26 protein-coding genes and 2 pseudogenes are annotated in these 24177 nt (G+C 48.4%); 7 read left to right on the top strand and 21 right to left on the bottom strand.

All coding sequences use genetic code 11. The features are described 5' to 3' along the window. Positions 1-11 precede the first annotated feature (11 nt). A complete protein-coding gene (locus tag PSE_RS11165) occupies positions 12-1457 on the top strand; it encodes a toll/interleukin-1 receptor domain-containing protein (RefSeq protein ID WP_014284958.1) in 1446 nt (481 codons plus the stop codon). A gap of 253 nt (positions 1458-1710) precedes the next feature. Here the strand turns inward: PSE_RS11165 and PSE_RS11170 are convergent, their stop codons facing one another. From PSE_RS11170 to PSE_RS11250, 18 genes are all read right to left on the bottom strand, one after another. Continuing rightward, positions 1711-2751, bottom strand: coding sequence for a PIN domain-containing protein (locus PSE_RS11170; RefSeq protein ID WP_041768344.1), 1041 nt, complete (start codon positions 2749-2751; stop codon positions 1711-1713). A 72-nt stretch (positions 2752-2823) separates the two neighbouring features. Beyond that, a complete protein-coding gene (locus PSE_RS11175; protein ID WP_014284961.1) occupies positions 2824-3279 on the bottom strand; it encodes a phage baseplate component in 456 nt (151 codons plus the stop codon). A 66-nt stretch (positions 3280-3345) separates the two neighbouring features. Beyond that, positions 3346-3786, bottom strand: a complete 441-nt coding sequence (locus tag PSE_RS11180) for a hypothetical protein (RefSeq protein ID WP_148266134.1) — start codon at positions 3784-3786, stop codon at positions 3346-3348. A gap of 8 nt (positions 3787-3794) precedes the next feature. After that, positions 3795-4901: a phage late control D family protein gene (locus tag PSE_RS11185; protein WP_014284962.1), complete on the bottom strand. Its 1107-nt coding sequence runs from the start codon at positions 4899-4901 to the stop codon at positions 3795-3797. Positions 4902-4904: 3 nt separating this feature from the next. Beyond that, positions 4905-5165: a membrane protein gene (locus PSE_RS11190; protein WP_014284963.1), complete on the bottom strand. Its 261-nt coding sequence runs from the start codon at positions 5163-5165 to the stop codon at positions 4905-4907. Beyond that, positions 5165-5632, bottom strand: coding sequence for a phage tail protein (locus PSE_RS11195; protein ID WP_014284964.1), 468 nt, complete (start codon positions 5630-5632; stop codon positions 5165-5167). The genes PSE_RS11190 and PSE_RS11195 overlap by 1 nt, the downstream gene beginning before the upstream one ends. Then, complete coding sequence (locus PSE_RS26685; RefSeq protein WP_014284965.1) at positions 5633-8590, bottom strand: tape measure protein; 2958 nt, start codon at positions 8588-8590, stop codon at positions 5633-5635. A 188-nt stretch (positions 8591-8778) separates the two neighbouring features. Further along, positions 8779-8982 carry a hypothetical protein gene (locus PSE_RS11205; protein WP_014284966.1) on the bottom strand — a complete coding sequence of 68 codons (204 nt, stop codon included), beginning with the start codon at positions 8980-8982 and terminating at the stop codon, positions 8779-8781. Between the two features lie 51 nt (positions 8983-9033). Then, positions 9034-9168, bottom strand: a complete 135-nt coding sequence (locus PSE_RS27770) for a hypothetical protein (protein ID WP_014284967.1) — start codon at positions 9166-9168, stop codon at positions 9034-9036. Positions 9169-9278: 110 nt separating this feature from the next. Then, the gene (locus PSE_RS11210) at positions 9279-9800 is read right to left on the bottom strand and encodes a phage major tail tube protein (RefSeq protein ID WP_014284968.1); all 522 of its coding nucleotides are present in this window, start codon (positions 9798-9800) and stop codon (positions 9279-9281) included. Between the two features lie 22 nt (positions 9801-9822). Then, positions 9823-11130 carry a tail protein gene (locus PSE_RS11215; RefSeq protein WP_014284969.1) on the bottom strand — a complete coding sequence of 436 codons (1308 nt, stop codon included), beginning with the start codon at positions 11128-11130 and terminating at the stop codon, positions 9823-9825. Then, positions 11123-11248 (bottom strand): hypothetical protein, encoded by a 126-nt coding sequence (locus tag PSE_RS27775; protein WP_014284970.1) that lies wholly within the window; start codon positions 11246-11248, stop codon positions 11123-11125. Before PSE_RS27775 ends, PSE_RS11215 begins: the two co-directional genes overlap by 8 nt. A gap of 106 nt (positions 11249-11354) precedes the next feature. Continuing rightward, entirely contained in the window at positions 11355-11816 is a 462-nt protein-coding gene (locus PSE_RS11225) for a Gp37 family protein (RefSeq protein ID WP_014284971.1), read from the bottom strand. Then, positions 11813-12283 (bottom strand): DUF1320 domain-containing protein, encoded by a 471-nt coding sequence (locus PSE_RS11230; RefSeq protein WP_014284972.1) that lies wholly within the window; start codon positions 12281-12283, stop codon positions 11813-11815. The genes PSE_RS11225 and PSE_RS11230 overlap by 4 nt, the downstream gene beginning before the upstream one ends. Before the next feature lie 18 nt (positions 12284-12301). Then, positions 12302-12655 (bottom strand): hypothetical protein, encoded by a 354-nt coding sequence (locus PSE_RS11235; protein ID WP_014284973.1) that lies wholly within the window; start codon positions 12653-12655, stop codon positions 12302-12304. 73 nt (positions 12656-12728) lie between these two features. Continuing rightward, positions 12729-13670, bottom strand: a complete 942-nt coding sequence (locus tag PSE_RS11240) for a hypothetical protein (protein WP_014284974.1) — start codon at positions 13668-13670, stop codon at positions 12729-12731. A gap of 43 nt (positions 13671-13713) precedes the next feature. Beyond that, entirely contained in the window at positions 13714-14085 is a 372-nt protein-coding gene (locus tag PSE_RS11245; protein WP_014284975.1) for a hypothetical protein, read from the bottom strand. 45 nt (positions 14086-14130) lie between these two features. Further along, on the bottom strand, positions 14131-15270 hold the full coding sequence (locus PSE_RS11250; protein ID WP_014284976.1) for a hypothetical protein: 1140 nt from the start codon (positions 15268-15270) through the stop codon (positions 14131-14133). A gap of 327 nt (positions 15271-15597) precedes the next feature. Here PSE_RS11250 and PSE_RS11255 point away from each other — a divergent pair, with 327 nt between their 5' ends. The 3 genes from PSE_RS11255 (at position 15598) to PSE_RS11270 (ending at position 18070) form a co-directional block, all read left to right on the top strand. Beyond that, positions 15598-15864: a hypothetical protein gene (locus tag PSE_RS11255; RefSeq protein ID WP_014284977.1), complete on the top strand. Its 267-nt coding sequence runs from the start codon at positions 15598-15600 to the stop codon at positions 15862-15864. Positions 15865-15986: 122 nt separating this feature from the next. Continuing rightward, complete coding sequence (locus PSE_RS11260) at positions 15987-16334, top strand: DUF3223 domain-containing protein (RefSeq protein WP_041768350.1); 348 nt, start codon at positions 15987-15989, stop codon at positions 16332-16334. Between the two features lie 923 nt (positions 16335-17257). Next, positions 17258-18070: a hypothetical protein gene (locus PSE_RS11270; RefSeq protein WP_014284978.1), complete on the top strand. Its 813-nt coding sequence runs from the start codon at positions 17258-17260 to the stop codon at positions 18068-18070. 147 nt (positions 18071-18217) lie between these two features. Here the strand turns inward: PSE_RS11270 and PSE_RS26690 are convergent, their stop codons facing one another. Further along, positions 18218-18613: a hypothetical protein gene (locus PSE_RS26690; protein ID WP_148266135.1), complete on the bottom strand. Its 396-nt coding sequence runs from the start codon at positions 18611-18613 to the stop codon at positions 18218-18220. A gap of 181 nt (positions 18614-18794) precedes the next feature. Between PSE_RS26690 and PSE_RS11285 the strand changes: the two are divergent. Both PSE_RS11285 and PSE_RS11290 read left to right on the top strand, forming a co-directional pair. Beyond that, a pseudogene (locus PSE_RS11285) lies at positions 18795-20031 on the top strand (IS3 family transposase). 83 nt (positions 20032-20114) lie between these two features. Then, positions 20115-20678, top strand: a pseudogene (locus PSE_RS11290) (efflux RND transporter permease subunit); the annotation flags it as partial. 18 nt (positions 20679-20696) lie between these two features. Here the strand turns inward: PSE_RS11290 and PSE_RS11295 are convergent. Together PSE_RS11295 and PSE_RS11300 are read right to left on the bottom strand one after the other, a co-directional pair. Beyond that, complete coding sequence (locus tag PSE_RS11295; RefSeq protein ID WP_041768352.1) at positions 20697-21248, bottom strand: TetR/AcrR family transcriptional regulator; 552 nt, start codon at positions 21246-21248, stop codon at positions 20697-20699. Between the two features lie 192 nt (positions 21249-21440). Then, positions 21441-22775, bottom strand: a complete 1335-nt coding sequence (locus PSE_RS11300; RefSeq protein WP_014284986.1) for a class I SAM-dependent methyltransferase — start codon at positions 22773-22775, stop codon at positions 21441-21443. A 202-nt stretch (positions 22776-22977) separates the two neighbouring features. On the opposite strand from PSE_RS11300, the gene PSE_RS11305 reads away from it, so the two are divergent. After that, complete coding sequence (locus PSE_RS11305) at positions 22978-24177, top strand: NAD-dependent epimerase/dehydratase family protein (protein ID WP_014284987.1); 1200 nt, start codon at positions 22978-22980, stop codon at positions 24175-24177.

Raw genomic sequence — 24177 nt, forward strand, 5'->3', positions numbered from 1 at the left:
GCATTATAGGAATGAGTGATAAAGCAGAGCTGCTAGAGCCAAAGGTTTTTATTTCATATAATTGGACTGATGAAGCTCATAAAGAACGCGTCAGGGAATGGGCTGACCGCCTAATGGGTGATGGGGTTCATGTAATCCTTGATGTTTATGATCTTGAGCATGGGCATGATAAATACAAGTTCATGGAAAAAATGGTGGAAGACCCTACGATCACCCACGTTCTTTTGATTTGTGATAAAGAGTATGTTGAGAAGGCTAACGAAAGGCGGGCTGGTGTAGGAACTGAAGCTCTCATTGTTTCACAGGAAGTCTATAAAAAAGCAGCTCAATCTAAGTTTGTTCCAGTTTTCTGCGAGTATAACGAAGGCAATGAACCTTATTTGCCGATATTTATAGCCACTCGAATTGGATTTAATTTCACCTCACCAGAACAAGTAAATAGTGAATGGGAGAACCTTATCCGTTTCCTACATGGGAAACCGCGTTTTACAAAGCCTGCACTGGGTAAAAAACCAGCATATTTAACAGAAGAAACCGCAGTTCCGACGTCTGGAATCGCTGCAAAGTATAGAGCCCTCAAGCATGGGTTGATTGAAGGTAAACACTCCTCAGAGTTGTTACGAGACGACTTCTTTGACGCCTGTATTGAATATGCGGAAGACATGAGGATTTATGATGACCCTGATGTGGATGATTGGGGTGAGCGTATCATTTCAGATTATGAGAAACTAAAACCAGTGAGAAATTTTCTGGTCGATTGGCTCATGTTGGAAGGTAAGTTGAAGGTCCACGATGTTGCTTTTTCAGAGACCGTCATCAACATATTAGAGCGAGTTCGTGCTCTAAAATCGAGGCCAGAAGAGGTGACGAGGTGGAGTGAAGTTTGGTATGCGGCTCACGCCTTGTTTGTCTATGAAGTGTTTCTGTATTCAATCGCCGCGCTGATTAAAACAAACAACTTTCAGTGTGCGGCTAGTATTTTTGATGCTCACTTCGTACCCCCAGAAACAGATCAAAGATCAGGCCGAGAATTTGAGAGATTTGATACCTTTTTCAAAGGATCTGATTGGGACAACATACTAAATAAGGCCTTAGGAAGTAATTATTACTCGCCTGAAGCTGAGCTTATTAAGAGGCATGCAGATCGGAAGGATTTATCTTTCAAGGATGTGATGCAGGCGGATCTGGTGGTCTTTGTTAGCGCGAAGTTTCGCCCAGATTTGTGGTGGTATCCTCAAACCTTGTACTATGCTGAACGATATAGAGCATTTGATCTCTTCATTAGGGCAACACAAAGAAGCTATTTTGATAAGATCTCTGTCATGTTCGGAACCGCGAGCATAGACGATTTCAAGACGAGGTTATCGGAAACAGACTTGCTGGACTTAAACAAGTGGCACAGACTTTCATTAAGTTTCGAGAGGACCTTAAATATCGAGAAATTGGCTTCTAGTTAATTTTTTGCTCTCTAGACCACCACACCTGTCTGAGCAGGCCCCGGAGTTATATCCTTATGCTTATGCGTCTCACCCACTTCTTTTCCGTTGTGGGTGACACTATTTCCCTCCAGCATTGTGAGCAGAATAGAATTTAAGCCGAGCTCAGCCTTGGTGAGTTTCCCGCCAAGCTACCAGCTTTTCGTTGTAGGCAAGGTATCAGGCGGGCAAGGACCAGGTTACGGAAGTGTTCTGCTAAGAGGTGGAAGGGCAGTTACCAATCAATTGGGTATAGTGTAACATCAGTGAAATCATCATTAGGGAAATTGAGAGAAATAACTTTTTGCGGTTTCATGTCGTTATCAATTTCAACGATCATCGTAAAATCGGCGGTTACCTCCACTGTGGTATCGTTGGTGATCGTTTCGAAGGGCATTAAGCACTTTTCCTCGCTATCATAGATAGCGCCATCCCAGTCTGGATGAGAATATTCGGCGTCGACCTCTAGATCAGTTTTTCCAATGACGAAAATATGCTTTGTGTCTTCGGCTAAACGGTATACTTGAAGAGAATGAGCATTTGCGGGTCCAGTTCGTAATGGAATGATTTCACTGTCGGAAACTTCTGAATCATGAAAGTAATATTGGAAAATTTCCTCGGAAACTAAATTTTGGAAATCATCATTATCTTCCAAAAAATCGTCCAGGTGAATTTCTTCGTGTTCTAGAGCAAACTTGGTGAGAAATTCTTCTGGTGAGCCTACTAATTTAAACCGATCATCTCTGGCGCACGGTTCAATAAAGTCCTTGTCACTCGAAACGATATAGATCGGCGCCTCCTTCGAAGCCTTCTCCTTTAAAGCCTCGAAGATAAAGGCGTCTGGGAATTGGTCTTTTTTGCACCTTCCAGCGAAAAAACGCTCACTAAACGCATAGTCTCGTAAGACCGAAATTGGCTCCACTTTATTAACGCTGACAAATGATGGCTTGAATTTTCGCAATCCAGCTCTGAAGTCATTCATGCTGTCTGAAAAAATACGCTTTTTCATTTCTTCCATGTCGATTTTTTCAAACTCGACATTTAGGTATTTTTTGAACACAGCGCGAAATGCATTTTTGTTTGCATCTTTAAGATAGCCGAAATCATTTTGCGAGTGTTTCTTTGCAACTTCGATTTCAGTCAGGTCAGTAATGATTAGCTGAACTGCTCCAATTTTTGTAAGATTGAGAAGAACAGTAAATATTGGCTTGTCTAGACTCTTTCCAGAACTGATATAAACATTAGCATCTAAAAATACTTTTTTGACTTCGCTCATCGTTTTCCTACGACTATCTTTAGGATCCATAGTACATTCAGATATATACTTAAGCGTGTCAACTCGAATCCTCTAAACCACCACCCCTGTCTGAGCAGGCCCTGGTGCTACATCCTTATGCTTATGTGTTTCACCCACTTCTTTGCCATTGTGAGTGACGCTACCGCCCTCCATTTTTATGATGCCCTTCATCTCAATCAGATCCGCCTCAAAAATGATCTTAGGCGCACCTTTGACTCTCATTTCACCGCTGACTTTGTTGTAAAAAATCTCCAGAGGCCCAAATACTTCATGGACGATATTGGGATCATTTGAAGGTGGTGTGTCCTCATCAGACCAAACAGCCCCACCAATCACTCCATCCTCACCATAGGCATCCAAGAGGCACCAGACTTGCGTGCCAACTGCGGGCATATCATAACTCTTCTGCCCCTTAGTGTTGCGCTGGCTGACGGACAGCCAAGCGGAAATATTGCCATCTTCATCCTGGAACTCAACCTGAGCCCGTCCGTCTGCTCCGTGTTTCATTAGGGTGCCCCGTTTAAAGGGACTGGAGCTTTCGCCATCTGTAATTCGTGTCACAACTTTCTCTCTTCATCCTTCGAATGCGAAGTTAGTTTCAGGGCACAATCTTATTATTCCAGACAAAGCTAAGAATGAGACAGCTCGGTCTGCAGTAGTGGACTTGTCCCACTTTCTCGATTCATCTGCGACTACAAAACGGGCTTGCCGTTGAGCAATTTGCTGAAACGAAAGTGGGCAGTTGATTTGTTTTAGTTTCGTCGTTGCAATAACTTGGATTGTATTGAGGGAAGCAGCAACGGCGACTGAAAGGACTTGCATATTCTCTGCTTTCTGCAAGGCTGCTTGAGCAAATTTTCGAACTGAGTAGGTTTGACTGAAAGCGTTGTTACTGGTGAACAAGAGAAAAATCAGAACGACGATTAGTCTTCTGTGCATGGCGTTTACCCCTCTCTTTTGATCCAAACCTCGCGAAACTGTAGCTGATAAAATATTGCCCGGTTGCGAAGACATCGCATCCCCTAAAATGTTTGCCCAGCTGGCTTGGATAGATCCTGCACATCACCGCCAAACAGTTTGCTGGAGTCGCTTGATTTCCCGCTGCTCTTCTTCGATTTTAGGACTTTGCCATCCTTGCGGATCGCCTTGAGTTCAATCTGTGTCGTGTACTTGCCGCGTGAGATCTTGTGAATGGCTTTGTGCACCAGATAGATGGCGCCATACTTGCCAAAGGTTGCTCCCAGCTCCACCACTTGCCCTGCGACCAAAAGAGAGTCACCGACCAGCGTGAGCATTGCTGTCAACCCATCTTCATTGGCTTTGGCCAGTCGTGACTTAGCAATCTTTTTTGCTTCTTTTTCATCCTCAACACGCTCATCAATCGTAAGCGTATCGCCGCTCTTAACTGAGAGGTCCTGAACCTCGCCTTTGATAAGTTTGTTCTTCTGGCCATGGTGATAGGAGAGTTTGGCTTTGCCATAGGTCTGAGCGGTTTGGTCTTTGGCGCGCCAACTGATGATTTCAGTAGGAGCAGCCAACTCAAACACACGGATTGCCTCGCGCTTTTCCAGATCTTCGCGTTTGTAAAACACAAGCTGCTTGTCTTTGATGGCAAAGAAGTAGCCATAATCTTCTGCAAGACGTTTTAAAAACTGGAGATCACGTTCACGGCGCTGGCGTTTATATTGGAATGCGATGTCTTCAATCTTGCCGGAGATGCTGTAGCCAAGCCCCTTGGCAATCTCTTCAATCACCTTCTTGAGTGTGGTCTTCTCAAAGGCTTTGGACTTTTTGGTGCGCTGCTCGGAGCTGTAATAGGCTGATGTGGCTTTAAAACTTATGCGATCATTAAGCCTGGAACCTGAAGCTTCGGGCACATCCACCTCAAACTCACCGCAAGGCATGGGCGGGGACCCTTGATAGCCAATAGAGGCGATGACTTTATCGCCTTTTTCCGGTCGCCATGGACCTCGCCATAATCCGCTATCATCGCGCAAGGTGACTGCAACCTCATCCGCTTTGCCATGTAGATTATCTGTCCAGGCAAAATCAATCAGATGCGGGGCAAGGTCGTCTGCCACTTCCACACCGTTGATCTTGAGAGAAAGAAAAGGTTCGCGCAGATCCATAACCTAGCCCTTTACCGTGCCGCGCTTCCAAGGCGGCAGCAATTCGGTATCCAGCGGATTCTGCTCAATCACCGGAATGCGCAAGGTCAGGCGTGGGGGTAAGATTGCAGGGATCTTGGCGATCTCTTCAGGAAACAAGTGACGGTTCTCTTTCACCAGAAGATCCATCATTTCCGGGTCGCGGTAATAAGCCCACGCAATGGTATCCCAGCGCTCTCCGGGCTCGCTAACGTGCTCCAGATAATCACCGGTCGTTGTCACCATTACCGAAGCCTCTTAATCAATGGGTTCAGCAGGGCAACGGCGGCTCCGGCTATGCCGATGCCGCCAAGACTTAAGGCACTGCCAGGAATCTCCACCAGCTGAATAGTGGCAGAGATCCGCACAATGCGCCCGCTCTGGGTGGTTTTGTGAGTGGTACCTTTTATTTCCTTGATAAAGTAATGCTTGCCCAGAAACCCGCCGCCGCCTGGAATGAACGGCAAGATATTGCCAGCAACTTTAGCAGCCACCAGGCGAGCATACTCAGCTTCGGGGTTACAGAAGCTTTCATCAAAGAAGAAGGAGAACGAGCGTCGGTCTAAGGCTTCTCCGCCCTTTTGGGGCACTGGTTTGCCCCGTACCACCTTGTGCTCGTGGTAATCGTTGGCAAGGGTTTCTTCTGCAGCTGTGGGACCAGTCATCACGCTGGTGGTTCCCAGCTGAAAATCTCCAAGGCTGGCAAAAATCATCTAAAACTCAAGCCTCTCGTCATCTGCCATCTTTCGATGTATCAGCGCCACCAACTCATCCGCTTTGTCTTCAAGGATTTCCTCAATTTCTTCGCGGGTGATGGATGCTCCTGAACCTACCGTGATCTGGGGTGCATAAGTGACGGATATAGTTCCGCCAGAACCAGAAGCGCCTCCGGTTCTAGAACCACCCAATGCCTGAATGGCCTCAGTAGGCGGGCGAATAGCTTGTGGAGCAGAAGCGGCCAGAGATGGAGAAACTGTTGCTGTGCTCAACGTCGCCGCAGCCATGGTGGCAGCAGCGGCCTCGCGCATGGCTTTGACCATCGGCGCAGGTTTGATGGACCTGGCAATGGTCTCACCAAACTTGAGGCGGTGAATATCAGAAAGCGGTCCCATCTTTGCCGGAGAGGACGGCAGGTGATCGCGCAAGGTCTGAGTGACCCGGCGCATTTCTTCTACCAACAGATGAGCCCGCGAGCGCATCCCTTTGGCAATCGTCTCCATCATACGTTGGCCGTGATAGGCAAAGTCCACAGTGCCAAGCATATTGTCCACTTGGGCAATCGCCGCTTTGCTGGAAGCTTGAAGCGCTTCTACAGCAGCATTCGCTTTTTCAACCTCTGCCAGATTGGCTGGTGCCTGTTCCGGCTGTGTGAAACCAGCATGCCCCTCAAGCTGGCGAGAGAGCTCAACCATCTTTTGAGCATGGGTGGCGAACTTCCCCCCACCTGAGGCAATGGCTACCAGTTTTTGCTGATAGGTCTCGAGATTCATCTGACCGGCCTGCAAGGCTTCGGTGAGTGCCAGACCCTCTACAAAGTCTTCAGACCAGCCGTTTTCGGCCACTTCAGTCAACTGGTCAATAAAACGGTCAGCGCCTTCCGGGCCGGTTACTGCTGACCAGACTGACTTTGCCATATCGGCAAGGGACTTCAGAGTTTCTCCGACAGTGTTTGCAAGGGTTTCTCCGGCTTTGCCGATGGCATCAAAAATACCAGATAGCTTCTTCCAACCAGTATCTGCAAAGCCCGTGACCTTATCCCAGAAACGGGAGAAGGTATCTGTTGTGGGCAGCCATGAACCACTGAAGAACTTTTTGAAGCTTTGCTTGATCTTGTCAAAACTCGGCAGTTTCAGACTTGGAAACTTGGGCCACTTCCAACCTGTAAACGTGGCTTTGATCTGCGCCCACTTTGCAGAGATTTTGGCTTTAAGGTCTGTCCAGAATTTATCAAACCATGCAGTGATCTTGCCCCAGTTGGTGATGATCATTCCTAGGGGTGTCCACTTGAACAGCAGCTTCAACCCCTCCCATGTCGCAGAGGCCTTTTGCTTGATGCCCTCCCAAAGCTTGCCAAGCCAGCTCTTAATTGTGCTCCAGTTGGAAATGATGATGCCTAGAGGCGTCCAGGAGAATGCCTTCTTCAGGTAGTCCCAAAGAATGCCAGCTAACTGCTTTAGCCATTCCCAGGTATCGGCCAGCCATTTAGAGACCACGTCCCAATTGTCATAGATAAGCCAGGCGGCCACGGCCAGAATGGCGACCACTGCAACAACGGCTAAAATAGGCCAACCAATAGCAGCGATCCCACCTCCTAAAACGGCCAGTCCCATACCAAGCTGAACCAGACCGGTGACAATGCCCGCCAAGGTGGACAGTATTGGCAAGGCAATCAAAATCGCAATGAGGTTATTCCAGCCGCCCAGTTTGTCGGCCGCATAAGATAGCCACCCACCGACACTTTTTAGAACGCCCCAAAGGGCGACGCCAAAGGTCCAAAGGTTTTCCAGACCAATAATGATGTTGGTGCTGATATCTTCCGCCCACTTTTTGAGCGAGCCATCAGCCTTCATCTTATTGAGCTTGCTCAGGAAACCTTGCAGCTTTTCTTTTGCCCAATCGAACATCCCAGCTTCAGCGATCAACAAGCGAAAATCAAACCAGTGCTGGCGCATGTTGGACATCATGCCGTCCCAGGTCTTTGACATCTTATCAGATGCTCCAACAGCTCTCTGACCCATCATCTCAACTAGTTTGGAGATCGCTTTGCGGCCAAGTTTGCCGTCTGAGGCCATTTTCATGAGTTGGGCTGAAGACTTGCCAGTCGCTTTTGAAAGCATGTCCCAGACAGGAATACCGCGTTCAAGAAGCTGCATTGCTTCTTCGCCTTGTAGCTTGCCTTTAGTCCATGCTTGCCCAACGGCAAGAATGACGCCTTGAAGATACTCCCCATTACCGCCATTCATTGCCATGGTATCAGTCAACGCCTGAAGCGAACCATTTGTGGGATCAATCCCGAATGCCTTTAGCTTTGCATAAGATTCAATAACTTCGTTCGTCTCCAGAGGCGTGGAAACTGCAAAATCTCTCACCCAACTTAAAGCCCGTCGTCCTTTCTCTGCGGACCCTTCAAGTGCGTTTAGTTGGATTTGGTAATTTTCCATCTGGGCAGCTGGACCAATAGTGGCGCTCGCAGCACCACCCACCAATCCAGATGCACCCGCATAAAGCCCGGCACCAACGGCCAAACCGCGACCGATTTTTCCTGCACCACCCTTAATGAGCGCACCACCTGCGCGGATCTGCTTGGTTTTGGATTTTATCTTGTCTAGGGCACGGCCTAATCGCCCAACTTTGCGAACTGCTTCATTGGCTTTACCGACAAAGCGGCCCATAGCATCACGTGCACGGTTTGTTTGAGTGGCGGCGGCGCTAGATCCTTTTGCAATCGCTTCAGTGGCTCGGGCAGCTTTACCGGCTGCCTGAGCGGTTTTGCCCGTCGCTTTTTCTAGTTTTTGGGTGGCTTTGGCTTGTTTGCCCGCAGACTTAACCTGACCTTTTTGCAGCTTGTCCTGGGCTTTAAGCTGTTTTGCCATCAGCGTATTAAAACGCAGGAGCTTGCGCATCTTTTTTGATGCACGATCTTTAAACTCAGCGGTAATTCCAAGGCGCATAGCTGTTCCCCGTCATCACCGCCGAGAGGCAGCCTCGACGGCTTTGCGCTCAGCCTCGGCCCGCGCCTCATCCAGCGCTACCTGCTGGTCAAAGTGTGATAGGAATTCAACCTCTAGCAGGTCGTCGAGGTAACCGGGGGACCATCCCCGGTTGACCATGTAGGTGTGGCATTCAAGCGTTGACAGCGCTAAGCCGCTGCCGGGTTCTCGTTTCCCTCTTCGTCATCCTCAAACTCATCATCAGAGCCGCCGAAGATTTCGCCCATAAGATCATTGGCATCTTCCATGGGAATATAAGCCCGCCAATCCGCTTCAGAGAGTTTCTCGCCGTCAAAGGTGCAGACCTTGCAAATGTAAAGAATTTGCGCCTTACCGATCTTGTTTTTGGCCATGGCCAGAACTTGCGTCCAGGCACCATGCTTACGGAACTTTGGAAACTCGACTTAAACCTGCGTGAGGGGAAGCGTGAAAGTGTCGGAGCCCTGATTGGCATCCCGGTAAGCCTTCAGTTTGCCGATCACACCGGCATCTTTTTTAATCTCAGGTACTGCGGATTTTGGAGTGTCCTGGGTGTCCATGATGTGCCTCTTTCCAATTTCAGTGTTCAGTCGTTCAAAACGCAAAAAGCCCCCGCGCGGTTAAGCAACGGGGGCTTTGACGGTCGCGGTCTCTAGAGACCACTATGAGCTTATCGGCGCCACATCTCGCCGGAAGAGTTCCGCACGGAGCTGGCAAATACATCCACCTCAAACAGGGGCTTGTTACTGTCATGAATGCGCTGAACCAGACGCGAGATCGACATTTCATGTGTCGACTCTTCTGGATCGCCATTCTTGCTCTCGCCCAGTTCATGACCAAAGAAACGAACCTGTAAGATGGTAACCAGCGTATAAGACTTTTCCAGATCTGCCCCGTCCGTACTGTTCACATCCACATACTTGTGCGATTGGATAGTTCGGGTCTTTGTGGGATCCAGAAAGATTTCCTGAAGTTCTGGGTCCACGCTGCTCATGGTGATTTCACCAGTGAGTGCTTCCAGTGTTCTGGTAGGTGCTTTATAGACAGCCACCTGACCCAGTGTCTCAATGTCTACCGTCTTCCATTCGATTTTGGGCATTTTGAAAGACTTGGCGAGCCCGACAAGGGTGTTGTCTTCCAGATAGATATCTGAGTTAGTGATCTGCCCAAAGCGTCCGCGATAATCAGCCATGTATGATCCTTTCTAAAAACACTTAGGCCGCTTCGGACTGGGAAAGACCCAGCGCATCGCCCAGAAGGTTGATGTTGAGGGAGCGGCGCACGGTCAGGGTTTCCATGATGCCGGTTGGCGCAAACTCCAGTGTGTAGTGATACCAACCATCAGCTGCATAGGCTGTGCTCATCAGCTCCCTGTCGAAGGCAAAGCGGAAACCGGAAAGTTCGGGGTCTTTGCCACCTGTCTTGCCAATACCCCAGGCATTGATGGCATCTTCAATCTGTTCAATGCGGGCCAAAGAGCCGACACGATCTTTCTTCTCGTCAAGAAAGTGCAGCACCGCTTCGTCCAGGACGTCTTGAGTGTACTGAGCGTGAAAGAACGTCAGCATAGTGGTCTTAGTTGGATAGCCAGCATTGCGGTTGCCGGAAGTATGTGGACCTTTGCCAAAGCGCTCTTCAACGGAGATAATCCCGTTAGAGCGGGTGACCTGCGTATCACTGGAACCATCGCCGGGCACATAAAGTACTTCTTGCGCCGCACCCTCAATGCCCTTAATCGCCCGGTTGGAAGGGCTGTGTTGATAGCCGTACTCCATCACACTCATAAGTACGATGCCCATCAGGTAGGCGGAGTAATGATCCGGGATAACCTGACCAGCCTGTGCGGAAGTGTCATCCAGATTGACCGTTTCCATCATCGGCCAGCATAGGTTGACGCGGGTGTCATTGGTCTGGAAATCAAATGAACCACTCGGACCTCGCGCTTCCACCAGTTGCTGCAAGGTTACGCCATAAGGGGCATCCCAATAGCAGCGAGCGCGAATGCGTGCACAGATTGCCGCCATTTCAGCACGCACACCCGTGAGACCATCAAAGCCAGGAGCCCCGATATTCTTCGGGAACCAGCCAAAGCGCTGATAACAGGAGTAAGCCAGCTTCAACCCACTTGGGCGACCCATAGCATCAAAGGCACCAATGATATCAAGTGCGCCAACCTTACTTGGATCAGGCTTGTCTGCATCATCTTTATGGGCTGCCGGATCAAACACATTGATCACGCAGATGGTGCCAATGCCACGTGTTTTGGACTGCTTGAACATAGCCCGTAGCTTTTGCGGCAGCGTATAGCCATCTCGAAACGGACCAAAGTGCCTGGCAATATCCTTTTCGCGGCGGATGAGAATAGGCTTGTTGATGTACTTTGCCTGCTCTGCCGGGGTGTCATGCACCTCATGAATTGGCGCGGTCCCGACCAAAAAAGCTGTTGCTGCCTTAAGCTCACGAACCAGGACGCCGTCTTCATTGGCATCAACAATCTCAGGTCCAAAAATACGCTCAGCCATTGGACGCCTCCGTAGCTTCTTTCAGGATGCGACCGCAGACCCAAGCGGCAACAGTCGGATGATCGGTTGGCAGGGTGTAGGTTTTTCCGGGAAAGAACGTGCTTTCAAAGAAAGTCATTTGCTTTCCCTTTGCATTTTTGGCTTTCAGCTGGACCGACTGGACCGGGCCACTATAGACATAATCAGAAAACTCGGCGGGTGCCGATCCTTGAGCGCTCATGGCTCTAATCCTTCTGTCGTGAAATTGGGGGAACCGGACGGCGCGGTCCCTGATGATCAGAAATACTGCGGGCCTGACAGCGTACTTCCATTTGCCAGCGCCAAATGTTTGGCGCGTGCTCCACGAGATCCTCGCGTTCAAGCATGAGTGGGCTTGCCCCGGCTAAGGGGAAGTTCTGCAAGGCAGCTCGGCAGCGTTCCAGTACTGAATAGGCCCCATGCTCTCCTTCCAGAGAGGTTAGGCTCAATGCGATTGCAAACCGCATGATGCGCGATTGTGTGGTGTGATTCAGGTCGTTGTCGCTGGCGTAGCGTGCTCCCGAGTAGTGAACCAAAGCCGACATCTTGAAATTGGCAAGGTCGAACTCTTCCGGTTTGGAGGGAAAACCACCCACATAGGCAACAGAGGGTAGATAGAGCTTAAGGCGCTCAACAATCTGATCCTGAAGGTGCTCAATCTGCTTCATTGATAGCCCTCCAGGATCTTGTCCGCACAGCCTTCATCAAAAGAAGCTGAGATCCCACCAGTGACCGGCTCATTGCCGTTGCTCACGTCAAGTCCCAGATCCACACGGCCTGCTTGAACATCCTTTAGCCAAGACAAACAGTCCCGGTAACGGTTGCGGGTTTCTTCTTCGACTGCGTTGGAGTGATGACGCCGCTCGCGCAGGTAATAAATACCAAGATCAGAGACAACGCCCTTTAAGGCTTCCGGGGCATCAACGGGTTCAATGGTCTTCAGGGCAGCAAAGCGACCATAAAGATAACCGCCCGCCATAGCTTCAGCGCGGCCAAGTTGCACTTCCACACGGGAGCGGTCGATATGTCGTCCACCCGCAGAGTTCGGTCCGCCAATCCCGGCAACAGCAAGCAGATTGCTTTCTTCATGCCTTAAGATGAACTCATCAACCGTTAGGAAGCGCAGCTTTGCCATGGTCTCTAACGCTCCTATTTACTGAGCAGCAGTCATGGCAGCATGGGCTGCTTTGACTTCATCAGCAGAAACATCAAAGCCGGTGAGAAGCTCAACGGCCTTCACTTTGGGAGAGCCGTCTTTGTTAAAGTCCTTATCGGGATCAAGGGCGGAAATGACTTCAACGATCTTAGCTTTACGCTCTTCAGCAGAAAGCTTGATGGTCTCATCTGCCGCAGCCGGAGAGGTATCTTCAGGTTCACCCAACACACCAAGAGCCTGTAGGGTCTCGGCCTGAGCTTCTGTCATCTCAACAACATCGCTTTCAGTGTAACGCTTGCCGTTGTGTTTGAGCTTGGAGAGAACGGGGTAAAGTCTAGTTTCCGGATCCATAAGGAGCCTCCAATAATTTCGGATGAAAGGAAATGGGCGGGGCAGTGTCAGCCCCGCTTATGAAGTGTGCGGATCAGGCGTCTGGGGCGGTCGCATTCTGGATCAGGAAACCAGCACGCGAAGCGATGACCACCTCGCGCACTTCTTCTGCAGAGCGGATCAACTTGCCGCCATGAATACCCATATTGGCCGGAAGCGTACCGGCGACCTTCTTGCCGTGAACAGCGGTGAAACCAAAGGTCATGCCACCTGAGGTGTCAGCGGTGCGGTCTATGTACTGACCGCAAACGATGTTGTCCCAGACACGGGCCAGAACAGGATCCTCGCCAGGACGTTTGAGATTGACCCGGCTTTCGCCCACCAGGATGCGCTTGATCTCCAGAAGCTCTGCCACCTGGGCTTTGGTAGCGCGGCCCTGATCCCCGGAGTTGCCATGAATGGCCTTGACCACTTTGGGATGTTTGCGCAGATCGCGCCAAACCTTGAAGCCAAAGCCAAGCTGATTAGGCTTCACCCAGCAGGTTGACATCATGTCTTCCAGAATGGAGATCGGGTCACTGCCTGGATCAGAAAACAGATCTGAACCAGATAGAGCTTCAACATGGTCCGCATGATAATTGGTTGGATCGGAAACCAGTTTAGCGACACGGATTTCCCGGTCCAGATTGACAATGTTGGTGGCGCGTTCCGTGGCTTTGCCTTCCGGGTTCCACTTCTGCTTCTTTGCTTCTTCAATGGTCACATTGTCCAGTGGGATGTCGATACCATAAGCCTCAACAGATGCGTCCGTTTCTGTGCCTTCAATCTCCACCTGGTTCGGAGAAGACCGGCGACCGACGCGGGTATCGGGCACAGTGAAGTCACCTGCCTCATCATATTTGTGGTACTTGAAGCTGCGCGGGGTTGGTACGCGTGGCAGAACCTCGTCAGCAATCAGCGACACATCTGGGTTCTTATAGGCAATTGCAATTGCTGTGAGCGTCGGGCTCTCGGTAAACTGGTCCGTGGCAGACATTTAAGTCATCCTTGAAATGAAAAAAGAAAGAAACGAAGGAGGCTTAACCGGTGATGTAACCGGGCAGCACGTGCATATCGCCGACAACCCCTTCGGTTGCCGAGCACATGGCATGGCCTGCAATTGGGATGGTCACGCCGTCCGCTGGATCTGCCTTAATGGCTCGCCCATCAGCATCGCTGGTCAGCGGGTCACCGAAGGCAACCGTGCCGCCAAACTTAATCGGACGGATGTTGTCGAGATAAACATCCAGCCGCGCCTGGTCTTGAGCCCCGCGCACACCAGATGTGCCGAGAAGTTTATCGCCAACGCCCGCCCGCCTGACGTGCCCGTCTTTAGAGCCGGGTGCAATCAGACGGTATTGGTCTGTCTTGCCCTGACCGGTGTAGTTCTTGATGAGGCCGAACTCCTGCATCTCTTCTCTCCGTAAACAAAATCTAAGGGAAAGGGTTGAAGCGCCTTAGCCGTCCAGGCCGTGCTTTTTGCGTACCGCCGTCACAGCATCGGTAATGGAAACTTCCAGGCCCGCCTCGCGTTTGGACTGCTGGAACTCTACCGCTTCATGGGCGATAGCTTCCTCATCCAGATTTCCATCACCCGGAGGGTTGCCCAAATCGGTCTCACCAAACTCAACGATTTTTGGCTGTGTCTTGAGCAGGTCTTTGGTCAATTCCAGAAGCCCTTGAGTTTTGACGGCTCCACCATCGGCAAACTCAACAGAAGCAGTATCCTCATTTGCGAGGCCATCCAGCAGCGCAACCACACGGGATTTGTGGCTGGTTGCCAGTCGGCCTTCATTGATCAGACTTTCTGCAAAGTCTTCGTGCTCTTTGTGGCGGACTTCAGCTTCACGGGCTTCAAACTCCTGTTCGCGAGCCACAAGAGCAGCTTCGCGAGCTGCAAAGTCTGCATTGCCGGGTTTTTGGGGTGTCTTTGGATCGGGCACCGGTTCATCCTTTTTAGGGTCAGAAAATTCAGTTGAGACAGGGGCAGGCGTGGTTCCTGCATCATCGATCCAGCCAATTTCCCAATCAGGGATAGTTTTATCGGCGGTCTCTGCCCCATGCTCTTCGATGAGCCATTCGCGCAGGCGGCGAAACAATCCGGCCACGTCCTTAAAGGCGCGATCTCCAAATTCGATTGTGAGCGCATCGTCATCACCTTCGGAAAACTCAACGGGCTTCAGACCGGAGACCGCAGGTGCCGCCCCGCCTAGGAAACCCACGTGACGCGGGTAAAGGTCATCACCAGCCGGATTGGAGGTGCTGCCGGGCAGGAAAAAGCTCATAGAGATCTTCTTGTAGCGACCAGCACCCACCGCCTCACTGAATTCCGGGTCTAGATCGCCCACCTCAGCAATCAAGCGCTCTGAAGCATCATCATAAGAAAAGCTTTGCACCCAGCCATAAGCAGGATCGTTGGTCTTAGGGTGACCCACCACAACCGGTACCGGGTTGGCGCTGGCATCATAACGTTCAGCCAGCGCCTTTAGTTCGTCCCCGGTGATGGAAAATGAAGTTCCGCCCATGGAGTTGAATGTTCCAGGACGAAACACTTCAATCTGTTTGGTGGTTGCGCTCTGCTGCTTGCTCTTTGGCATGGAAGGCAGTCTCCAACGAGTGGTCTCAAGTTGAAGCCAGTTTCGCAGCTAAGATTAAAATGAGCGCCGGAAGCGCTTCCGCCGAAACTTTTTCATGGTCCGAGTACCGTTCAAATACAAACGGGATTGGCATCGGGTTTGCTGGCAATCCTACGTGAGATGAAGCCAGCACTGGCATAGACGGGGTAAAACCACCCAGCACGCGTTTCTAACGCGGCTCTAACGGGCCTTGTCGTTAAAATGGGTATGGTTGGCGCCAGAAGAGGGAGCAGCCGTCTCTATGCCGCTTTATTTAAGCCATGGCAAAATAGTCGTATTGGAGGAAAAATGGGTGAGATCAGCGACGCCGTTGAGGAGTGTTATTATGACCAGCTCCATCGCAGCAATGAAAGCGCTCAGATCAGTCATGCGATCAGCGCATTTAGCCACCAGATGCGCTCCCGGATGCTGGCCAATATCGGCAAGAAGCACGGCTGGGACAATCGGCACCAGTTCTCTGATGACGAGCTAAAGAAAAAACTGCTGGCCGCACTCATTGATGAGGATTGGGCCAGTGTCGGCAACTACGCCATGATGGCGAGGGGGCGGAAGTGAAAAGAAGTATGCGAATTCTGGTTTCTGAGTGAAGCAGCTTGGCCGTATGTCCTCAGAAAGTGATAATTGTCAGTCTCACTCAACGGGACTAACTTGAAAGTGAATGAACGCTGAGGTGACATATGGGGAAGAAAAAACCAGTAAATTTGAGCTCTGGTCTAACTTTTGAAGCAGCTGGAAAAGCAAACGCTTACTTCAAGAAAGTTCTAAATGATACACCCCTCGACCAAGCTGTTAGTCCCGACAATCTCTCAAATGTGTTAGCCTTGTACAAAGATTACTGCAATGCGGTTCCAGGACATGATGTGCCACATAAGCCTATCAATGTATTCCGTCGATGGAATAACGACGAAAGGCCAAATGGGTCTTACGTAACAACCTCCTGCTTCTACGTGCATTTTGACAATGGTGCAGAGAAAGCTTTCAGCTATTCAAAAGCGGTGAGTGCGATAGCTAATCATTTCGGCTAGAAAATTGTATTGCCAATATCTTACTTGAACGGGTGAGATCAGTTACCGCTTCGAAGTGCGCTATTATGACGAGCTCCTCCGCGCTAGTGAAAGTGCTCGCATCAGCCTAGCAATCAGTGCCTTCTGCCGCCAGATGCGTCCCCGCGTGCTTGCAATCATCGGTAAACAGCACGGTTGGGACTAGCGTCGGCAACTACATGATGGTGGCTAGTGGATGGTAAAAATCAGACTTTTAAAACTTAGAAGTGCAGATATGCAGTACTAACAAGCTTCGGCGTTAATCTATTAAATCGAAGTTATTCCAGAGCGCGCGCATACCGTTTTAATCGCTCTAATTTCCGTCGCGGATGAAGCTATATTAGCTACAACAAACTCTGTTGATTCCCCTGAGGAAACAAGCACTCCGATGTATGGTTTCATGCCAACATAACCGCCGTATGAGTTTTTGGCATTTACGTATCCACATACTGTGGTAACCGAAGTAGTTAGATCAACGGTAGCTTGCATAGGACCAAACTTGGCAGAATACGGGTCCTTCAAATTTTGAGCGACTGACTTTTCAACTGATTTACGCTGGGTTTCTGTTACTTCTTGGGGCACTCCGGGGGTAATGTTACTGGAAGGCTCTCCAGTTTGACAGGCACATAGAACGCAACTTCCGAATACAACCGATATTACCTGCTTCATAGTAGCATCTCCAGCTTTGCTATTGCAGGCTAAAAGGCGCGCGAAAGACTTTCAAGTTATTGAATTTCTAGGTCTCTGAACAATTTTTGATCCCCCCAACTCTTCACATCAAAAAACGATCATTTTGACGGTGTTACGTAGGGTAAAATAAAATATACAACTAACTTTACTAAATATTTATTATCCCCTAAGGTAAAGCGGCCTCGAAAAATAAACGAATCAAAAGGAGAGGTAATATGTCTAAGAAAAAAGCATTCGGCACTTGCCATATGTGCGGTCAAGAGAAAGAACTTTGTCGAGCACATCTTTATCCTGAATTTCTAAAACAATACTCAGGAACTAATCTTAAGAATGGTGATAATTTTCTAACTATAACTGTCGATAGAAAACGTGTTACTCCCTCACAAACCTTGGAGTATGATCAAAGTATTCTGTGCCATGCTTGTGACAATGATGTGCTCGGGACTTACGACACTGCGCTGAGTTTGGCGTTTAAAGACGTACAAGAAATAATTTCACAACATCAGCTCAATCCTAATGAGAAGCTGTCGTGCTCAATTACTCATTCAAACGAGAAAATTGCATTAGCATTGATCGCTAACTTATATAGGTTTTCGATTTCAAAACGCTGTCCTGGATTCAAGCTAGCAAAACGTTGGGAGGAAAGGTTTAAAGGATGGTGTAAGGCTCGATATCTTCCGGAGAATTTTGATTCTTATGTTGATATAAGAATTGTTGCAATTAGCAAGCATGAATGGAGCCTTGAGAACATTCTTATTGCTGAACCCATCATATCCAAAGTCACCCCTAATGTTGTCGTTATTGGTCAGCTGTTATTTGGCTTTTATGCAAAAATGACAATTAGGGAACTACCGTGGCCTTATCAGAGCAAAAAAGAGTTTCCTCGGTTACGAAAAAGCTGTTCTGAGAAAATTGACTTCCCGTTAGTCTCTTATGATGAGTTAGATCCAAATCTAGCATTAATCGCTGACAGTATTCGGGTACTTAACGAAAGACCGCCTCGAAAAAGCCGCCCAACGTCTCGCTGACCAATTCCTCATCCCTACGCCCAATGCCAATATATGGCCGTGCTGAGATCTCCAAGCTTGCAGATAAGAAGTACAGCTGGGATCACCCGCACATCAGAAAATGATTGCACTGGCTCAGCAAAGCTTGGGTCATTGCCTGCTCTTAGATCAAAACTTTGGTTCTTTGCGAAACTCTTGGCCGTCTATATCGAGCTCGTCTGCCGAAGCAGTTTTGCCGCTACCAACAATCTTCACCAGATTTTCTAGCCGCTTTTCCTCCCAAGTTGGTCGGGTTGCAGTCAAGAATATTATATCGCCGATTAATAGAAGTATGCCGAAGGTGAGTGAGTTTGAAAGAAGAAAGAAAAATGCACTGAAGCCTAGTACGCCTGCGCAAAACAGTTTTCTGGATATCTTTTCCTCCTCGCGCCCTGTAACTCCTTTTGTATAATTAGAATACGCACATGCGAGAAACTTGCCGGTTTCAGAATTAACTTCCCCTGCAACTGCAATTTTATCATTCTTATTGAGCACCCAAGCTTGCGAGATTGAAAGTTGAAACACTCCAGTTATCTCTTTCAGCTCGAACTGAACACATGTTCTCGAAATTGAGCGAAAGTTCTTTACGGTCCCGGTTATGATTTCTGGACCACGTTGTATGTTCCCCGTCGAAGTCATATGGACAGATCGATCGATTTGAGTAAGGGAGTGTTTTGGCCCATGATCACTAGACTAGGAGTGAACAATGGGGCAAAACACAAGGACCGCCAGCGCTGCAGCTGAGAAGGCGGTTAAAGACATCCGGCGCAAGACCCGAAAGCGCTATTCCACTGAAAACAAGATACGTATCGTTCTGGCTGGACTGCGTGGTGAGGACAGTATTGCCGAGTTGTGCCGACAAGAGGGCATCTCACAGGGGCTTTACTACAGCTGGTCGAAGGAGTTTCTGGAAGCCGGTAAGAAGCGACTTGCTGGTGATACGGCCCGTCAGGCCAGCACCGGTGAGGTCAAGGTGCTGCGCAAAGAAGCACGCGATCTCAAGGAGGTGGTCGCCGAACAAGCTCTGGAGCTGCGGCTTCTTAAAAAAAGCATGCTCGAGGATGGGGGAGACGACGAATGAGATATCCCGCCCACGAGAAGTTGGAGATTATTCGGCTGGTTGAAGGATCACATCAGCCAATCAAGCGCACGTTAGAGCTGCTGGGTATTCCACGCTCAACGTTCTATGTTTGGTATAACTGCTATCTGGAAGGCGGCGTTGAAGCGTTGGAGGACAGAGTTTCACGTCCCGCCAAGGTCTGGAACCGTATTCCCGATGAGATCAGATCACAGATTATCGAGATGGCGCTAGACGAGCCAGATTTGTCACCACGAGAGCTCGCGGTCCGCTTCACAGACACAAAAGGCTATTTTGTATCTGAAGCTTCTGTCTACCGACTACTGAAAGCGCAAGACCTGATTACCAGCCCGGCTTATGTCGTCATCAAGGCCGCAGACGAGTTCAAGGATAAGACAACAAAGCCGAACCAGCAGTGGCAGACCGATTTTACCTATTTCAAGATTATTGGTTGGGGTTGGTTCTATCTCTCAACTGTTCTCGACGATTACTCCCGTTACATCATTGCCTGGAAGCTGTGTTCCACTATGAAAGCCAAGGATGTAACCGATACCCTTCAACTGGCACTCGATGTCTCTGGATGCGAGCAGCCCAAGATACTCCATCGTCCACGGCTACTGTCCGATAACGGGAGCTCCTACATCTCTACCGACCTGGCTGAATGGTTGGAGGAGAAGCGTATGAAGCACAGATCGGGAACTTCGTCGATTACTACAATAATCATCGCTATCACGAGAGCCTAGGTAACGTGACACCAGCAGATGTTTATTTCGAGAGGGATAAGGCGATCTTACAAAACCGACAGATGATTAAACGCAGAACTCTTCAAAATCGTCGCTTGCGCTACCACGCTCAAGCCGCTTAACATCAACACGCAAAAGGGCCAGACACTCCACTATTCGAAAGCCAATCTTGTCCAATTGTCCTTGATGACGGACAGATTACGCTGGCATATCCCGGCAGATTAAGCAGGAAGGCAATAGTCTGATGTTTGTCCTTCTTGCTTCCATCGCGGTTGTCTATCTAGCGCTGAGCGTACAGTTCAACAGCTTCAGGACTCCGCTCATTGTTGTTGTTGGCTCTGTGCCACTGGCTTTGTCTGCAGCTCTTGTGTTTACTTTTTTGGGGTTCACCTCGGTGAACATTTACTCACAAATTGGAGTGATCACACTTGTTGGGCTGGTTGCCAAGAACGCAATTTTGATTGTTGAATTTGCAAACGTTCTTGTCGAGCAAGGAAAGGATCTGACAACAGCGATCATTGAATCTGCAAAGACCAGACTGCGCCCTGTTATCATGACGACAGCAGCGACAGTTTTAGGTCACTTTCCTCTGGTTCTTGTGACAGGGCCGGGTGCAGAAGCCCGCAACAGTATCGGGATAATTCTGGTGGCAGGTATGGTGATCGGTACGATGTTTACACTGATAACGCTGCCTTACATTTACCTGCTGTTCGCACCCAAACACTCAGCCTCGGTTGATGCTGAACGAAACGAGCAGGTCGCTGTTTAAGGCAAGCTGATGAAACTTTTAGGATGGGGTGTCGTTTCTGAACACTCCATCCAGATCATCCCAAACCTCGTCCCAATCATTTTCAGTAAGCGGTGTCAGTTGCATCGAATGAATGACAATCATCGCTTCGCTTACAAGCAGGCGGAGACGTTCAAGACGCTTTTGCTTGTCTTCAGAAGGTATCAAACTCAGCTTGTCCGCCATCCATTCATGAGAGGCTTCACGGTGCGCTTGTGTCTGCATGGTTAAAATCATCATGGCTGACATCTGCTGAGGTTGTTGCTTGTGCTGCAACCGGGAGGCTGCAAGAAAAACATCCAGATCACTGATGTCACTGCGTGCGCGAGAACGTACCTCTTGCTTGTAGCGCTCAAGGTCTTCATCCCACCTGTCAAACAGTGCATCAATCAGCTGAGCCCGCGTACCAAAGTTGGACTGTATCCCACCACGAGAAACCCCAGCTTCTGCTGCTACTGTGCCAATAGAAAGCGCGTGAGCCCCCTGGTTCTGAATAACCCTCTCAGCAGCATTCAGAAGTTCATTCTTATCAAGCTTTTGATACCGCGACATTCCAATCTCAACACACAGATTAAGCTTATACATTGCTCAATCTATATGTACCAGAATAAACCTTGAAGCAAAACTGTGAGGGAGAATATCTTCTTAGGTGATAACTTTTGATTGTAAAATTTACCTGGACTAAGAACTCCAAACAACATTGTAACTTTTGTCACTTAATCAATCTGCAGACGTTAAAGCGAGCTATCTACCGCTAGCTATGCAAAAAACTGCATTCGTTTCCAACTCTTCTTTCGTGATGTTTGGCAAAACGCTTTGTACTTTTCTTATGATGTCGGGCGTTAAGCGTTTTAGAACATTATCTGGAGAAGGTCGAAGTTCCCAAGTTTTGATTTTGAAAAATTCCTGTGTCAATCTTCGAAGCTCACCAACTCTTAGTTGATTAAGGTTAGTATGCAAGTAGTGGTCCTTGGGTAACTCCTCGACGATGTTAATATGGTTCCAGTCACTGAACTTTCTATGCTCAGGATTGCTGATATCTAAGATCGAAGGGTTATGAGGGGCCATGTGATGCCCACTCCAACCATAGAAGTTATGATGCAGAAAAATGAGTTTTCCGTTCTTTGCTAAAAGCTTCGCAATATCTGAAAATATATCTTTGATATCTAATAGATGTTCAGTAACATTGTGAAGGCAAACAACATCATATGTGTTCTGGCCAAGAAGCTCTTGTGTTGAAGTTTGTAGCAACTCAATACCTTCAATAGTATTTGCTATCTCTTGCGCTGACTTTGAGACTTCTACCCATTGCCTGATGCGCTTGTTGCGCATTCTTTTTTCATAAAGTGACATTGCAGGATCGATTCCAGTGTAGCTCTTCGCACCTGCACATAAATAGCCTAATGCATATCCACCAAAACCACACCCAACATCTAGTACACGCTTTCCTTTAACATATTGCTGAATTTTCTTAGGCCAAGTACAATAACCCAGCTCAACTGCCTTCTCGATTAACTCTGGTTCGAAGTCTTTAAGCGCTCGTTTTATGTTGCTGCTGTTATGGAAAAAAGCCACTTTAGCCTGTAACTCATGATTGTCCCAATCATTGGCTGGAACAATATTTTTCAAACTTCGTGCTGCTTTGGTCTTGGAAAGCTTTGATGATTCAAATGTATTAATGACTTTAAGAGCATTGCGAGCTTCCTCTTGCTGTTGCAGGCTGTTCACCTGTTGAAGTACCTTCAGAGCACGTTGATGTTTTGGATTTGTGTTTAAGGCGATTTTTAACTCATTCTCTGCTCGCTCAAAGTCACCATTCGCAATGTGAAGTAAGGCAGCAATTGTTCGCATGCCTGGATGCTGCGGATGCCTAGAAAGAAATGTCAGGCAATACCTCTCGCAGTTATCGAGTATACCTTTTCTCGACTCGACTTGGCAAAGAAAGAAAGCTGCTGGATGGTATGGGGTAGCATCTGCAATCGGACGCAGAAATTCTCTTGCTTTATCGATGTTACCATCGAGGGCTGCTTGTTTACCTAACTCGAAATTATCTAAGCTTGCATTCACTTTGACAGTCATCGGTATCCTCAATCAAGGTGCGATCGCTTTCATTATAGATGTATCAAAATTTATTATGGCATAAATCGACAGTTGCGAAGTTCTCGAATCGGTATTAATAACTCAACTATTGTGCATAAGTTGTAACATGCACAACTATAAAATTTAGGTGCATGAAATACATATGAAATTACTTCAGTTCTCCTCTCGGAAGGTTTAGCAAGTGAAGATATTTATTTTGGGCGGTGATGGGTTTTGCGGTTGGCCTACCGCCCTTCATCTAAGTAAACTTGGGCATGATGTTGTAATCATTGACAACTTATCACGTAGACGAATTGATTTGGAGCTAGGCGTTGAGTCGCTAACGCCAATCTGTAGGATCGATGATCGGATTAATGCTTGGTTTGAGGTTACTGGGCACGTTATTCGTTTCATTGAACTAGATGTTGCTCTTAACTTTAATGAGCTTACAAGCATATTGGTAGAAGAGAAACCCGACAGTATCGTACATTTCGCAGAGCAACGTGCGGCTCCTTACTCGATGAAAAACAGCCGTACGAAAAACTATACAACTTTCAATAATATATGTGGCACTCATAACGTTTTGAATGCAATAGTTGAAGTGCAACAAGATATTCACTTGGTGCACCTAGGCACAATGGGCGTTTATGGCTATGGCCACGAAGAACCTGTTCCGATACCAGAAGGATATCTGGAAGTCCAAATTAGAACATCTGATGACCGACAAATAACAGACTCAATTGTCTACCCACCTAATCCTGGTTCTGTGTACCATATGACCAAAACTATGGATGCTCAGATGTTCCAATACTATGCGAAGAATGACAATCTCCGCATAACTGACCTGCACCAAGGCATCGTGTGGGGCACTCAAACGCAGGATACAAGTTTAGACGACCGGCTGATCAATCGCTTCGATTATGATGGAGACTATGGAACGGTTCTTAACCGTTTTTTGATGCAAGCCGCTGTTGGTTTACCACTCACAGTTCATGGAACTGGCGGACAAACAAGAGCGTTTATTCATATCACTGATACCTGTAAATGCATTGAATATGCACTCATGAATCCTCCTTCCTCTGGAGCCCGACCAACAATTTTAAATCAAATGGCTGAGGCCCGCACTCTTTCTGATTTGGCGAATGATATTCAGCTAATAACTGGATGCGAAATAGATTACTTGCCAAATCCCCGAAATGAGGCAGAAGAGAATGACCTTGTGGTCAGGAATGACCAACTGCGGTCGTTTGGCTGGAAGCCTACCCTCATGGAAGATAGTCTGTTTTTGGAAGTCACTGAGATCACTCAGCGTTATCGCAATAGGGCTGATTACTCCAAAATCCAATGCGTTTCTTATTGGACCAAGCATACCCAAGAACAACAAACCATCAATCAGCTTTAA

This window comes from Pseudovibrio sp. FO-BEG1 (genome assembly GCF_000236645.1).
Lineage (GTDB): Bacteria > Pseudomonadota > Alphaproteobacteria > Rhizobiales > Stappiaceae > Pseudovibrio.

Excerpts from the sequence above, each read along its gene's own strand:
- PSE_RS11295 (WP_041768352.1), bottom strand. The coding sequence starts at position 21,248 with ATGTCGCGGTATCAAAAGCTTGATAAGAATGAACTTCTGAATGCTGCT.
- PSE_RS27775 (WP_014284970.1), bottom strand. The coding sequence starts at position 11,248 with ATGACTTTCTTTGAAAGCACGTTCTTTCCCGGAAAAACCTACACCCTG.
- PSE_RS11195 (WP_014284964.1), bottom strand. The coding sequence starts at position 5,632 with ATGATTTTTGCCAGCCTTGGAGATTTTCAGCTGGGAACCACCAGCGTG.
- PSE_RS11250 (WP_014284976.1), bottom strand. The coding sequence starts at position 15,270 with ATGCCAAAGAGCAAGCAGCAGAGCGCAACCACCAAACAGATTGAAGTG.
- PSE_RS11175 (WP_014284961.1), bottom strand. The coding sequence starts at position 3,279 with ATGAAACACGGAGCAGACGGACGGGCTCAGGTTGAGTTCCAGGATGAA.
- PSE_RS11235 (WP_014284973.1), bottom strand. The coding sequence starts at position 12,655 with ATGGATCCGGAAACTAGACTTTACCCCGTTCTCTCCAAGCTCAAACAC.
- PSE_RS11170 (WP_041768344.1), bottom strand. The coding sequence starts at position 2,751 with ATGAGCGAAGTCAAAAAAGTATTTTTAGATGCTAATGTTTATATCAGT.
- PSE_RS11165 (WP_014284958.1), top strand. The coding sequence starts at position 12 with ATGAGTGATAAAGCAGAGCTGCTAGAGCCAAAGGTTTTTATTTCATAT.
- PSE_RS11230 (WP_014284972.1), bottom strand. The coding sequence starts at position 12,283 with ATGGCAAAGCTGCGCTTCCTAACGGTTGATGAGTTCATCTTAAGGCAT.
- PSE_RS11210 (WP_014284968.1), bottom strand. The coding sequence starts at position 9,800 with ATGGCTGATTATCGCGGACGCTTTGGGCAGATCACTAACTCAGATATC.
- PSE_RS11245 (WP_014284975.1), bottom strand. The coding sequence starts at position 14,085 with ATGCAGGAGTTCGGCCTCATCAAGAACTACACCGGTCAGGGCAAGACA.
- PSE_RS11190 (WP_014284963.1), bottom strand. The coding sequence starts at position 5,165 with ATGGTGACAACGACCGGTGATTATCTGGAGCACGTTAGCGAGCCCGGA.
- PSE_RS27770 (WP_014284967.1), bottom strand. The coding sequence starts at position 9,168 with ATGGACACCCAGGACACTCCAAAATCCGCAGTACCTGAGATTAAAAAA.
- PSE_RS11260 (WP_041768350.1), top strand. The coding sequence starts at position 15,987 with ATGGGGAAGAAAAAACCAGTAAATTTGAGCTCTGGTCTAACTTTTGAA.
- PSE_RS11240 (WP_014284974.1), bottom strand. The coding sequence starts at position 13,670 with ATGTCTGCCACGGACCAGTTTACCGAGAGCCCGACGCTCACAGCAATT.
- PSE_RS11270 (WP_014284978.1), top strand. The coding sequence starts at position 17,258 with ATGTCTAAGAAAAAAGCATTCGGCACTTGCCATATGTGCGGTCAAGAG.
- PSE_RS11185 (WP_014284962.1), bottom strand. The coding sequence starts at position 4,901 with ATGGATCTGCGCGAACCTTTTCTTTCTCTCAAGATCAACGGTGTGGAA.
- PSE_RS11215 (WP_014284969.1), bottom strand. The coding sequence starts at position 11,130 with ATGGCTGAGCGTATTTTTGGACCTGAGATTGTTGATGCCAATGAAGAC.
- PSE_RS11180 (WP_148266134.1), bottom strand. The coding sequence starts at position 3,786 with ATGTCTTCGCAACCGGGCAATATTTTATCAGCTACAGTTTCGCGAGGT.
- PSE_RS26685 (WP_014284965.1), bottom strand. The coding sequence starts at position 8,590 with ATGCGCCTTGGAATTACCGCTGAGTTTAAAGATCGTGCATCAAAAAAG.
- PSE_RS11300 (WP_014284986.1), bottom strand. The coding sequence starts at position 22,775 with ATGACTGTCAAAGTGAATGCAAGCTTAGATAATTTCGAGTTAGGTAAA.
- PSE_RS11255 (WP_014284977.1), top strand. The coding sequence starts at position 15,598 with ATGGGTGAGATCAGCGACGCCGTTGAGGAGTGTTATTATGACCAGCTC.
- PSE_RS11225 (WP_014284971.1), bottom strand. The coding sequence starts at position 11,816 with ATGAAGCAGATTGAGCACCTTCAGGATCAGATTGTTGAGCGCCTTAAG.
- PSE_RS11205 (WP_014284966.1), bottom strand. The coding sequence starts at position 8,982 with ATGGCCAAAAACAAGATCGGTAAGGCGCAAATTCTTTACATTTGCAAG.